Annotated in this window: 9 protein-coding genes; all 9 read right to left on the reverse strand. The window is 36.8% G+C overall.

Annotation, left to right across the window (positions count from 1 at the left end):
- Positions 1–10: 10 nt before the first annotated feature.
- Positions 11–946, reverse strand: coding sequence for a carbohydrate ABC transporter permease (locus MT489_RS17140; RefSeq protein WP_244682792.1), 936 nt, complete (start codon positions 944–946; stop codon positions 11–13).
- Between the two features lie 55 nt (positions 947–1,001).
- Entirely contained in the window at positions 1,002–1,868 is an 867-nt protein-coding gene (locus tag MT489_RS17145; protein ID WP_244682793.1) for a carbohydrate ABC transporter permease, read from the reverse strand.
- The gene (locus MT489_RS17150; protein WP_244682794.1) at positions 1,865–4,129 is read right to left on the reverse strand and encodes a DUF5696 domain-containing protein; all 2,265 of its coding nucleotides are present in this window, start codon (positions 4,127–4,129) and stop codon (positions 1,865–1,867) included. The genes MT489_RS17145 and MT489_RS17150 overlap by 4 nt, the downstream gene beginning before the upstream one ends.
- Positions 4,122–6,143, reverse strand: coding sequence for a YIP1 family protein (locus MT489_RS17155; protein ID WP_244682795.1), 2,022 nt, complete (start codon positions 6,141–6,143; stop codon positions 4,122–4,124). The genes MT489_RS17150 and MT489_RS17155 overlap by 8 nt, the downstream gene beginning before the upstream one ends.
- Before the next feature lie 15 nt (positions 6,144–6,158).
- A complete protein-coding gene (locus MT489_RS17160; protein ID WP_244682796.1) occupies positions 6,159–7,040 on the reverse strand; it encodes a carbohydrate ABC transporter permease in 882 nt (293 codons plus the stop codon).
- 45 nt (positions 7,041–7,085) lie between these two features.
- Complete coding sequence (locus tag MT489_RS17165) at positions 7,086–7,979, reverse strand: carbohydrate ABC transporter permease (RefSeq protein ID WP_244682797.1); 894 nt, start codon at positions 7,977–7,979, stop codon at positions 7,086–7,088.
- On the reverse strand, positions 7,969–10,911 hold the full coding sequence (locus MT489_RS17170) for an extracellular solute-binding protein (protein WP_244682798.1): 2,943 nt from the start codon (positions 10,909–10,911) through the stop codon (positions 7,969–7,971). The genes MT489_RS17165 and MT489_RS17170 overlap by 11 nt, the downstream gene beginning before the upstream one ends.
- Positions 10,912–10,937: 26 nt before the next feature.
- On the reverse strand, positions 10,938–12,320 hold the full coding sequence (locus tag MT489_RS17175; protein ID WP_244682799.1) for an ABC transporter substrate-binding protein: 1,383 nt from the start codon (positions 12,318–12,320) through the stop codon (positions 10,938–10,940).
- A 76-nt stretch (positions 12,321–12,396) separates the two neighbouring features.
- A complete protein-coding gene (locus tag MT489_RS17180) occupies positions 12,397–13,368 on the reverse strand; it encodes a LacI family DNA-binding transcriptional regulator (protein WP_244682800.1) in 972 nt (323 codons plus the stop codon).
- Positions 13,369–13,643 lie beyond the last annotated feature (275 nt).

Consider the following 13,643-nt stretch of genomic DNA (forward strand, 5'->3'; position numbering starts at 1 on the left):
CTTCAAACTATTATTCTCCGGTTATTCCTGTTCGGTCTACACCTTCGACAAACCATTTTTGTGTAATAAAATAAACAATTAATAACGGCAAGATAGACAGTAGAGTACCCGCCATCCTAATTCCTTCGTTAATTTGGTTGACACTTCCCTCCATGCCAGCCGGGAACATTTTTTGATAAGATGCTACGAATTTCTGAAGCTGTAATGGTAGTGTCGTCAATTCTTTTCCAAAATAAATCGATGCTAAATACGTTTCATTCCAATACCATACGAAAGAAAATAGGAATGAAATGATAATTGCAGGAACAGCCATAGGAATCGCAATTGTAAAAAAGATTCTCAGGTGACCCGCTCCATCAATTTGCGCCGCTTCTTCTAATGATTTTGGCAACATTCTAAAAAACTGATAAAAGATTAGAATGAAAATGGCGCTATTAATTCCTTGGCCAGATAAAGCAGGAAGCATGAATGCATTCAAGCTGCCTAATATATCTAGCTCTTTAAAAAATATATATCTTGGAATGAGCGTAACTTGAGGCGGTATAAGAAATGTCGCCAATACGAGTACGAATAAAATATTTTTCCCTCGAAAATTAAAGCGTGCTAGCCCATATCCGACAACCGCTGCCACAGCTGTTTGTGCGACGGAAGGCAGGACAGTTACATATAAAGTCTCGAGTAATACAGGGAAAAAGTTCAATACTTGATTCGCTTTCACATAATTCCCTAGGTAAAATTGAGTCGGAATCCAATTCACAAGCGGATTTAAAATATCATCCAAACTTTTAATACTATATATCCCCATGTGTAAAAGCGGGAATAAGTAAACAAATCCGATTCCAATCAACAAACCATATATGAGAACCTTTAATAGGAAGCCATCATTTCCGCGCATACCTAAGAGCCACTTTTTAGCTTTTAAATAATGATTTTCTATTTTTTGCACATTGAACCCTTCCTTTTTAGAGGTAGTTCACAGAGCCGAACTTCTCAATCTTTTACTAAGCATAACTTTTTTTCCTTTTCAACGTCATAGCGCCAACGGTGAGTGCAAGTGCAATAGTAATAATGACGAAATAGATCCATGATAATGCTGACGCATAACCGAAACCAGTGTCTACTCTAAACATGTTTTTCTGTATATGTTCGATGACAGGGTTCAGTGAAAATATTGAATACGTCACGATTGTATAAATGATATTTACGAGAATCATAGGTGCTAAACTAGGTAAAGTTAGCTTCCAAAAACATTCCCATGGTGATGCACCGTCGATAGATGCAGCTTCATAAGTCTGACTATCCATTTTTTGCAAAGCTGCAAGGAATATCAAAATCTGCACACCTGAAAACCAAAGAATAACAATTAAGTTTTTAATCAAATACAAAAGTATTCCATTAACAAAGCCTTCTGGATTCGCATTTAATGCTTCATAAATCGCGTATTTTTCAATGGTTGGAATTGTTGTGACGCCTTGATCGATAAGTTCCTTTATAACTGGACCACTTGAAATGATAACCGGAAGAAAGAAAATTGTCCGGAACATTCCACGGAACTTCACTTTCTGGTTTAACAGCAAAGCAATGATCAAAGAGAATACGATAATGATTGGAACTGAAATGATAAGTTCCTTTAAATAGCTTGTTAGTTTATCAACAAAAATGGCATCGACGCCAAACGCATATTTATAGTTTTCAAACTTCACATACGTAGTTTGAACTCCGCTAGTCGTAATTTTTACCTTTTGAAAACTTAAATACAAAGAATAAAACAAAGGAATAGCAGTGAAAATTGAAAAACCAATGATCCAGGGTGAAACAAATAACCATCCAGTCATACTATGTTTAGCTTTTAGTCCCCTTAGTTTCACTGCTCTCCCCCCTTGTCAATCACAGAAAAACCTTTTGCGCTAACTTCAACTCCGTCTTGCTTGTATGTTGAATTCGTATAATTGACGATTAGCGTCTTTCCATTTGAATACGTTACTTCAACAATGCCACTTTCCGGAACCTTTCTGCTTTCAATGGTTGCTGATTCTACTTGTCCAAGTGTTTCCTGTATTTGTTTATATTGTTTTATAATATCGTCCTTCCAAACCTTAAACTCTGACGTATACACATTTTTAGAAGGTGTTTTTGCCAGTAGGTGTGAAGGCTCTTCCGTCAATAAGAAGGATGGGTATGCTCCGTACTCAATCATACGTAGTAACTGATCTTCCTGATTTGAATTAAAATTTGTAAACGGCGCGTAATACGGGATATACCCTTTCAATACGATTTGCATAAATGGCACAGTATCTGTTTCGAACATATAATTCGATGAATTCATCGGGATATCCAAATATTTATCTGTGTCTGCCCACGCGTATACACTCGGCTCATAAAGCGCTGTTTTTCCAACACTTTCATTTAAATAAGAAAAGATATCTTTATATGTTTCCATCGTTTCCAACCTAGTTTGCTTTCCGGATTTACTAAAATCAGAAAATAACGTAAAACCACTGGAGTCGACAGCAAGGTTTTCCATTCCGTAGGCATCGTAGTTTTTACGATCTTTTTTCGCGATCTCGAGTGACTTTTTAGGCGATAAATAATAGGAAGTGAGATCATTTTCCTTATGGGAAATTGTTTCAGAACTAATCTTTTTAGCAACATCTTTACTTCCGGAAAATCCTGAAGCTCCTTCATAGGCCTTCGTGTAGTCAGTGTAAAAATACATTAAGATATTGTCTTTTTTCAAAGTATCAACAACCGCTTTTGTATCCTTTTTACTCCCTAGTTTACTTTCCATTGGGAATTTACCAGGAAGTGATCCTGTCAATCCTCCATCTGACCAACCTTTATACACAACAAACATATCTTCAACGCCATTTTTCCTTAATTCACTTGTGAAATAAGGAATACGGTCAATTGTTGTCATCGGTATAACTTTATTCCAAAGTAGACCTTTTTTCATTTCACCGCCGAAAAATTCTAAACGGACATTCGCTTGGTCTTCTTGCTTTGTTAAAAGCTTTTTATCGATTAAATAGTTTTGATACGATTTAGCCATTCCGACGTAATCAGCATCTTCATTACTTAAAAAGATGTACTTTAACTTTACGTCCATTTTATTCAGTTCTTTTTGGTACACATTCATACCATTCATGCTTTTACTTGTTGGCTGATAATACTCATATCGGTAATTGAACTTCGACGATACACGATTAAAATCAGTTGAAGCGCCAGCAGGATAGGCGGTGATATCTCCAAAAGAGTAGCCCTCTTCAACAATGGCGATAAATCCATTTTGTTTAACCCCATGTACTGCACCGAAAACAGGCATTTTAATTTGTTGGACTGGGACGACCTCTTCGCTTGACTTCGTTTTATGTTTAATACCTTCATCTATTCCAAATATAGATCCTACAAAAGGTGTTCCCGCTGACTTCGCACTTTTTTCAAAACGAATGAGCGCTCCGCTTCCATCAGGAATAAACATATAGCCCTGAACGTCGTTTTCATTTACTGCTCCTAAAAAAGGATAGATTTGGATCGACACAAGCTTATTGCGTTTATCTTCTTTCAGTTTTTCCTGAGGAATTGAAATCTCTAATTCATTTCCTTTTAGCTGCACATCAAACGTGAATTTAAGCTTAGATTGAAATAAAAATACGTCCGCACTGAAACCATTATCCGAAAGTTTTACATTAGGAGTAGAATCATTTGTTAATATACTTTCGGTTCTTAGTTTTCCTTGGCGATCAGTATAGTCAACGGTAACCGCGGATTGAACAATTTGTTCCCATGTTTTATTCAATCTGTAGTTTTCTGGGTGATCCAAACCAGATCCCCAGACATATCCGGTTTTCTTATTTTGCAACTTAATCGCTAGTGACTTTTCATTTACAAACAGAATTAAATCATTGCTTTCAGCTGCCTTTGTATATCCCTCGAAAGAAGAATCCTGCTTGATTTCTTGCTGGCTCTCCGACTCCGGTTGAGTAAACTGAGCAGAAGAATATCTAATCGTATGATCGCTTAAATCCAACGTTTCAACCGTCTCGTCTGATTTAGCGCCAAATGAGTGATTTGCAATGATTAATACGGGTAATATCATGACAGCAACTGCAAACATCCATTTTTTAAACACGCAGCAAGGCCTCCTTTACGATGGAATAAACAAAGTCATACACTTGATCCATTAAGACGAAAATAATGAATATGACTAGTAGTAAAATCGCCATTCCGAACAACGTAACCAATATATTTCTGATCGTTTCCGAAATGGAATAGTTATGAATCTCTTTAATCATGATAAATAATATTACTAAGCACCAAGCGTAAATAATCCTTATTGAGAACAAATATACGAAGTATTCATTTCCGCTTAGAACATTGGACAACAATGTAAGAGGAAGAATAAATACTAAATATGGTGCGAGTGAATATATCGTTCCGATATAAATATCTTTAAATCTTCCTTCTCCATCATTAATTGTACTCACTAAATAGTTAACGATGATAAAAGCGAGAAGCGGAACGAAGATGATCGCAAATTCGTATAATACATTTGTTTCATCGCTTCGATATGAAGAGAAAATGAAACCTGTTTGAAATCGTTGAATTAAATATGCGATAAATAAAAATACATATAAAACTGTTGCTGATGATACGGATGCTTTACCCATCCTCTGTAAATCATAAAAACTATCTATCGGATGCCTAAAGAAACGGAATAAAAAGAGTATCTGTGATATAAGTTTTCTCTTTTTAACATTGCCCCAAAGACGACGGAAACCACCAAAAATATTTTTCTTTTTATCTAAGAATTTGGCAATGTAATATAAAGCAATAAGCATAAACCCAATGACAAGTATTTTTTCAAGATGCTTTTGCATCCAAGCATGACGAACTTCCCAGAATGAGTCAGAATATCCAACTACATCTTCAGCAAGCTTATATTCGGCCAGTGCTTCATCATATTTCTGTTGCTTGTAATACGCTTTTCCCATCGCTGTATGAGCAAGTCCGAAAGAAGAATTTAACGAAAGAACAGATTCCCAGTATTTCTGACTTTGAACATAAAGACCGTCCTTGTATAAAGCAATCCCTTCGTGCACTAGATTTGAAAAGGCAGTAGACTCAAAAACTTGTATCATACCAGTCTCTTTATCTGATACATAAAGTCTTCCGAATCGGTCAACTGCTATCCCACTAGGTTGTTTAAATAAACCTAGCCTATTAGTTCCATCATCTTTTCCACCAAAGATGAATAAAAAATTACCATAGCTATCGAATTCAAAAATATTCCCATAAGCATCAATAACAAACATATTCCCGTTTGCATCGACCGTGATGTCCACTAAATTGGCATCATCTAAAATGTATGGATGCAACATATTCTGTCCAGCCACATTCAATTTTTTGATGACTTCCGTTCTTGTTCCTTGTGTGACGGAATAGATCAAACCTTCTTTATCAATCGCTAAATTGTCTGGAGCAGGTGGTGTTTTCATAAATAAAGAGGCTTTTTGTTTCTCAGAAGCGATCAAGTTTCGAATGACAGCAGATAAGGAAACCTCAGTACGATTAACTCCATAGTAGCCTAGGAATTCTCCCTCATGGCTTAGCTGCATCATTCCATTCGTCGAACCTTCCCCGATGACATAAATATTGCCTCTTCGGTCAACAGCTACTTTTTGTGGTTTATATGGCGATTTACTTCCAAATAAAGGAGAGTCGGGCTTTCCGTATTCTTGTTTTAGGTCTCCTTTACTTGAAAAGCGAAAGACCTTTTCCTTTTCATAATCCGCTACATATATATCGCCTTGCTCGTCTACAAATACACCTTTAGGTACTCCAAAGATTCCAGCACCAATTTCAGCTACAACATCACCTTTGGAGTTTGCAATAAGTACCTTTTTCGTTCCTGAATCCACTACATATATAGAGCCATTATCGTCTATAAAAATATCTTCTGGATTAACGATATCCGCACCAGTAAATAAGCGCCCGAGCGGTTCGTACGCTGTTTGTGTCTCGATCAATTCCCCACTTGGTGATACGGTTAATGTTTTATATGGGGCAGATGCCGAGGCAACCGTCAGAAAGGGAAAAAGGACGAAAATCGATGCACATATAATAACTTTGAAAAATTGCTGCATTTTCCTCCCCCTTTCTTACTTGATTCCTGAGTGCGCCATTGTATTCATGACTTGACTTTGTAAAATGATAAAGATAATTAAATTAGGTAGGAACATAATTAAAGAAGCTGCTGCTGCGATTCCTTGACCAGCAACTGTATTACCACCTGTTACCTGTGAAGCTAGGGTCGACATATAAAATGAAAACGTCTTTAACCCTTCATCATTCACATAAAGTGTAGAAGTTTCAATATTGTTCCAAACCGTTTGGAAGGACAAAATCGCTACCGTAGCGATTGCTGGTTTTATAAGCGGAATGATGATCGTTGCATAAATTCTGAAATCCGAAGCACCATCCATCCTAGCTGCTTCTACTAGTTCATTTGGAATCTGATCGATGAACTGCTTCACCAAAAATAATCCGATTGGCATTGCCAAAAGTGGTAGAATATGAACCCAAAATGAATTTATCAATCCAATTTTTTCTATTAATAAATATCTTGGAATGGCTACAGCTGCAGGTACGAACATTAATGCAAGTGTATTAATTTCAAAAATGGTTTTTTTCAATAAGAAGTTTTTCTTTGATAACGCGTATCCAGCCATTGTGCTGAATAAAATCGTTAAAAACACAACAATAATGGTTACAACAATACTATTAAATAAATAGCGAGATATTGGAATACCTGACGCGTTCGTTTGTGCAAACAAGTCAACAAAGTTTTGGAACGTTGGCTTTTGTACAAAAAAACGTGGTGGATAGGCGAATAACTCATCAATTGGTTTAAAAGCATGAAATATAATATAAATGATCGGCAAAGCCATAAATATTGCCAGTGGTACTAAAAATGCATAGAACTTCAACTGACTCTTATGAAACTTTGTCGGGTTTATCTTTGTACCTTGAAAGGCGGACATATTGTTCCCTCCTTGATCAATGACGCCTTGGCGGATTTGCTCTACTTAATCTTTTTCTCCAAATAACTTCCAAGCAAATTTTGAGAATGCATAAACCACAAGCAATAATACGACTGAAATGGCTGCTGCATATCCCATTTCGTAACGGATAAATCCATAATCCTCTAGATGGTTTACCATTAGCTGCCCTGCATACTGTGGTGTCGGGTTTGCACCAGATAGTGCTACACCGATAGCACCTGCTTGGAAAGTTCCCACGACGGCCATAACTGCCCCGAATAACATTTGTGGTCTCATGGATGGAATCGTAATATAGATGACTTCTTGAAAACGATTTTTAATTCCATCAATATATCCAGCTTCATATATTTCGCTGTCTATATTTAATACACCTGACAGCATCGCCAAGAACCCTACTCCCATACTTCCCCATAAAGTTACGAAAATCATAATCTTCATTAAGAAGTGAGGAGATTGCAGCCATTGAATAGGTTCAAAGAGTACTCCCATTGTAATTAAAATACTGTTTAAATAACCTGTTTCATCCCCACTAAAAATAATCGTCCACACAACAGCCATTGCTACCCCAGCTGTCATCGATGGAGAATAAATAATTAACGCTAGAATCGTTCTCATCGTTTTCGGAACTTGAGCGAGAGCCCAGGCAAGAATAAATGAAAGAAGATATCCGCCTGGACCAACGATCAACGCAAACGTCAATGTATTTGGTAAAACAACTTGCATAAATACTTGATCCTGGGTAAGGATACTGACGTAATTGCTCAATCCAATAAAGGAAGGAGCTTGAATCGCATTAAAGTACGTAAACGATAAATAGATTGCTGCGACTACCGGGATAATAATGAACGCGGTAAATAGTATGATATACGGTGCAAGGAAGGTCCAATGTGACCAATCCACTTTCTTCTTAATCTTCATTTTCTTCGCCTGCCCAACTCTTCACTTGATCAATGGAAGGAATGTGATAAGGTTTGACCATCTTTCCATTTTTCATATAGCCAAACTCCTCCATTTTCCGGCTAATTTCACGATTAATGGCAATGACGGAATCATCTACTGCCGATCGTGGATTTTCCCCATCAAAGACAATCCGGTTCCAAATATTACTCAATTCCCTTTCCACCATATAAGCTCCTGGTGTTTTAGGTACTTCTTGTAAATACTCCCATTGTTTTAAAATGGTCTCTTTATGTTCCTCTGGCCAAGGGAGCTGTTTGAATGCTTCAAGATTTGCAGAATTCCACATATACTCTGGACCATACAACGTCTGTAAGGTTGAAGCAAAATCTACCTGTGTATCCGTAGACATCCACCATTTTAGAAACTCCCATGATTTATCACGGTCTTTCGTTCCTTTAAAAATCATCGCCGATTGCCCGGACCCTGTTGCCCATCTCTCTACCGTTCCGTCTGATTGTTTGATACCTGGATATGGAGAAATATCCCACCATCCCGCAATTTCCGGAGCGGCTGCGGTTAATTGAACGTATGTCGAAAAATTGGCAATCCCTATTGGTAACGTTGAATAACGGAAATGGTTATAAAAATTAGGAACTTGCATTGGCATGCTATAAATCGTATTTAACTTAGCCATAAATTCTATTGCTTTTAGTGACTCTTCTTCACCAATAGCCGTTCGCATTCCGTCTTCCTCATACAAATCTCCATGAAATTGATATATAAACGGAGCTGTAGTTTGGAATGACTTGAACCCACCTGCTCCAGCAATAGGAGTATAGTAATTCATCCCAAATCTTTGGAGTTCAGGCAAGATTTTTACAACGTCGTCCCAAGTGTCAGGTACAGGGACATGTAGTGCATTAAGGATATCCTTCCGATAAAATTGCACATAAAAGTCCTGTGTTTCCGGCAACGCATATACGGAATCATCAATCATAAGCGGCAGAAATGCTCCAGGTGAAAATTGTTTACTATATGTTTCAAAATCACTAAACTCATGCAAATCAACCGCTGCTCCACGGATCGACAATTCATAAGGCAACCAGTTACTAATTCCAATTGCAACATCTGGCTGATTATTGGCAGCACTCGCTAAGATTAATTTTCCTTCATCTGGCATAATTGAAAATTTCACCTTTATCCCAGTTTTCGGTGTGAAATTCTGATCTGCTAGATTTTGGATAATGTCTACATATTGACGCTGACGGTTGACCCATATTTCGATCGTTTGATCATCTGCACTTGATGCAGAATAGTTGCCCGCCGAAAACGACTGAATAAAACGTTGCATTCCATTCCATGTATTCGCAAAAAAGCCTGGAGTTGGAGCAGGTAATTTATTTTCCCCGTGAACATAAAAACGGTCCACTAGTAATGGCTGCTTTGGCAATTCTAATAATAGGTTTCCGAGTAATTGAGCCACCGAAGATGATCCTTCCGTTAACTCTGTCAATCGATTCGGAATTTCATTCGGCTTCATATTTAACGACCGTAATTTTTTCACTGCCATATTCAAGGAAACAATATCTTTAGATTGGTTTCCCTTATTCAAATCAGTGAGATATTTACTCTCTTCTTCAAGGCGATTTGCCCAACCATCTAATTTATCTTCAGCATCAGGAAAATACTCCTTGATCTTCCATCCTCTTGAACGGTCATTTTGATTTCCCGTTAATTTTTTAATAGAAAGAGCGAATTCCTGCATTTCCTTAATGACTTCATTTATCGTAAAAATTGATCTTTCTACAGGCGAAGCATCTGCTTCTAGAGAAATCTCATGATTTCCTTTTGTTAAATAGAATAAATACGGATCATTTTTTTCATCCTTAAGTGTTGCATTTACCCATTTCTTATTGAATTCAAATGGGATTAATGCTGCTTCGCTAAATGGAATTTTTCCATCAATCAATAGCTTCCTGAAAACTGTACCGCCTGTCTCTTTCTTTTGTAAAACTTTAAATGTGAGCTTATAATATCCATCTTCCGCTATTGAAACGTTCCAATTCACACGTTGTCCACTCTCTCGCCAGGAGTCGCCGCCAAGAGTATTTAATACCATGTATTTTGGATTATTCGGAACAACCGATGAACCAGTAGTAGCTACAGGTCGAATATAGGAACTATTTTTTGTATATCCTTGTTCTGCCTCTTGGATGATCAATGAATTAACTTTTTTATCATTTTTATTGTTTTGTAGATAATCTTTATAGGAGATTAATTTAGTCGGAGAATGTACAGTTACATTTCCAATTAACATTTCACCTTTTAAGTGAGTCAGTGTGATCTCATTCTTACCTTTTTTCAGATGATATTTTAACGGATCAGGTTGGAGATTACTTGCATCTAGCGCACGGACAGTACTCCATTCTGGAATAACTTCTTGGTTCGGAATTATTTCATTGCCGAAACGATCTGTATCAAATGTATCAGTTACATTTTTCCATTTAAGAGGAAATACGATTCTTCTACTCTCGTAAAATGGATATTCACCATTAACGAGGATTGAACCCTCTATTGGAACAACCTCTTTACTAATTGGATAGTAGTCAAAAGAGATTTCATATAAACCATCTTCTGGCGCTATTACATTAAATGATAATGCTTGATTATGCCAATAGAAGACACGATCCCCATAGTCCTTGCTGTCTTCAGCAGTTAGTAGTTCATCCTCTTTAACATCTTTAAAGTTAGACGGAGAGATAGACGCCTCAAAATTTGAGGCGTCCTTTACTCCAGTTTCTCTCCATTGTTCTAGGACGGTATGATAGCGTTGTTCAACGACATTTTCGATTGTTTGGTCCTTAGAAATGTCCTCTTTAGCGAGTGTCATTCCATTTGGAACAACTAATAGCCATATTAATGCCAAACTAATCATTATTTTCGTCTTCATACTATATACCTCCTAGTGATGTGGCTTTATTTTAAAGCCTCTACTGCTTCCTTACTTTTTTCATTTGCTAATTGATTTAATTGTGCTGCATAGTCTTCTACTTTTAAGTTGCCTTTTACAAAGCTTTCTATCATTAGAGCCATATTCGCATTTTCATTATCTCCAACTTTGACGCCTGTTGGAGCTTCCCATCTAGATTGAACATATCCTGGAACTGTTTTAACTGGTTCTAAGATTGCTTCGTCAAGATGATCATATGCCTTACGTACACCAGGTACATTTAGTTGTGAGAAGTACTCATCAAGAATTTCTGGATCAGTGTTCACAGGTAATGTATTAACTGTTTTTCCTTCTTTATCTGCGATTTCCATACGTTTCATGAATCCGTCTTTACCAAATGACATATATTTAGCAAACAAGTATGCTTCTTCTGCGTGCTTAGTAGACTTAGAGATTCCAAGCAAGTCATTTGTAATAACCGTTTTTCCACCAGGGATGCCAATGAAATCAAATTCAAAGCTAGCATTTTCAGTTAAGCTTGAAATCGCCCAAGAACCGTCCCAATGGATACCAGTTCCACCGTTTAACCATACTTGCGTTGGATCTTCACCATTGAAATTAGCTTTTTGGTCATCAGTTAGTACTTCATATGCATATCCATTTGTCGTAATTTCTTTTGCTAAGTTTACACCAGCAATGAATTCTTTACTATCAAGTGAATATTGTCCATCTTTATATGTGTACCAACCCATATCAGGATTAGCCGCTGCTGGATACCAATCAGGGATAGAGAATGGATTTGTAAGTCCTACTGTGCCTTCGTTAACGTTCGTTACATCTTTTACAGCTTTTGTAAAATCTTCAATCGAAACTCCCATTTCAGGATAATCAAGGTTTGCTTTATTAAATAAATCCTTGTTTACAAAGTAGCCTAAAAAGTGTTGTGCGTTTGGTACAGCTACGACTTTATCATTAAATTTTGCAGATTGACGAACAACTTCAGGAACATTTTCGAAATCTGTATCAGCTGCTGTTAATTCAGTTAAATCTAATAGCCAATCATTAGAAAGTGCTAATGGTAATTGCGAAATGCTAAATACATCTGGCATTTCCCCTGCACTTGCTGCAGTCGATAATGCTTCATTCCAATCTCCCGCTACTTCAAAAACTTCAATCTTAATATTGGGATGCTCTTCTTGGAACGCTTTAAGCATAAGACGCTCTAAATTTTGCTCTTCTTCTGTTCCAAGAGCCCAGTTTGCATAATGAAGTGTTACATTTTCTTGTTTTTCTGCAGGTGCATCATTGCCTTTTGCATCTTTTTCTTTTCCTGTTTCTTTGGAATTAGAGCAAGCAACCAAAGTAAACATAAGTGCTAACACTGCTAAAATCGATAACAGTTTTTTCATAAATGATCTCTCCTAATTTTTAATCATTCTTTTATTGAAATAGATGGGTTGGCCCATACTAGATTTCACTTGATTATTAGCCTGAATTTCGGCTCATTAGTTCTACTTTTAATTGTTCTGGCTCAAATTCAAAATTCTGTTCCAACATTTTAAATAATGTATTAGCGGCTGTTATTCCCCATTGTTTCCTAGGTACACTAATAGTTGTTAATGAAGGGTTAAAGAAATGTGATATATAAATATCATCAAATCCGATAACAGCTATATCGTCTGGAACTCTATTTTTACTCTCTTGAATTGCTTTAATTGCACCAATCGCCATTTCATCATTTGCACAAATGATAGCTGTTGGATAATCTTCATTTGCATTTGCCAGGAAGTCTTTCATAGCGGTATATCCGCTCATTTCGGTAAAATCAGCTCGGATTAAGTCTCTCTCTATAAACTCCAAACCTTGATTAACCATTTCTCTTCTAAAACCTTTTAAACGCATTTCCCCGTCATATGATGCTTCTGATCCAGCGATAAAACCAATACGTTTGTGTCCTTTTTCCTTCAAATGTCGAACTGCTATAGCGGAGCCTTCTTCATTTGGAAGGAGAACATTTTTTATGTATGGGTTTTTTAACTCGCGGTCAAGCACCACGCAAGGTAGTTTTTCACTAGCCAAAGATTCTAATAGTTCATCCTCCATGTGGTAATTTAGTATGATGGCACCATCGACATACCTTTCCACAAGAAGTCTGTGTGTATCTGCTGTCGCACATACAACCAATTCATATTCTTTCTTCATGACAACATCTTGAATTCCTTCGACCATGTCATTAAAGAACGGACCTGTAAAACCACTTAAAAATAGTCCGATGATATTCGTTTTCTGTTCTTTTAAATTTTTTGCTAGTCCATTTGGACGATATCCAATTTCCTTTGCCGCATGAAGTACTTTTTCTTTCGTATCGTTTGTAATGAGTGGACTGTTATTTATGGAATAAGATGCCGTCGAAACACTGACTCCAGCGCGTTTCGCTACATCTTTTAAAGTAACCAAATACCCTCCCCCTTTTAATTGAAACGTTTCAAAAAACTGGCAAAACTTTTATTCGAAACGTTTCTATTAATAGCAAGAAAAAAAGAAGCGCCATTACTTTTGTAGTTGAAACGTTTCGATATCATTATAAAACGATGTGTTATCGTTTACAACTATTTATAAAAACTTTTTTTGAATTTTACGTGGCGCTTTCATATTTATTATAATTAGTATATACACAAAGAGATACTGGAATAATCCACCAGTATCAATTGGAGAGCATATTGAAGGGAGCT

It is taken from the genome of Lederbergia wuyishanensis, from assembly GCF_022900255.1.
GTDB classification, from domain to species: Bacteria; Bacillota; Bacilli; order Bacillales; family Bacillaceae_C; genus Lederbergia; species Lederbergia wuyishanensis.

What these genes read in the sequence shown, in the direction of transcription:
- MT489_RS17160 (WP_244682796.1), bottom strand. Translation starts at nt 7,040, where the DNA reads ATGTCCGCCTTTCAAGGTACAAAGATAAACCCGACAAAGTTTCATAAG.
- MT489_RS17170 (WP_244682798.1), bottom strand. Translation starts at nt 10,911, where the DNA reads ATGAAGACGAAAATAATGATTAGTTTGGCATTAATATGGCTATTAGTT.
- MT489_RS17155 (WP_244682795.1), bottom strand. Translation starts at nt 6,143, where the DNA reads ATGCAGCAATTTTTCAAAGTTATTATATGTGCATCGATTTTCGTCCTT.
- MT489_RS17175 (WP_244682799.1), bottom strand. Translation starts at nt 12,320, where the DNA reads ATGAAAAAACTGTTATCGATTTTAGCAGTGTTAGCACTTATGTTTACT.
- MT489_RS17165 (WP_244682797.1), bottom strand. Translation starts at nt 7,979, where the DNA reads ATGAAGATTAAGAAGAAAGTGGATTGGTCACATTGGACCTTCCTTGCA.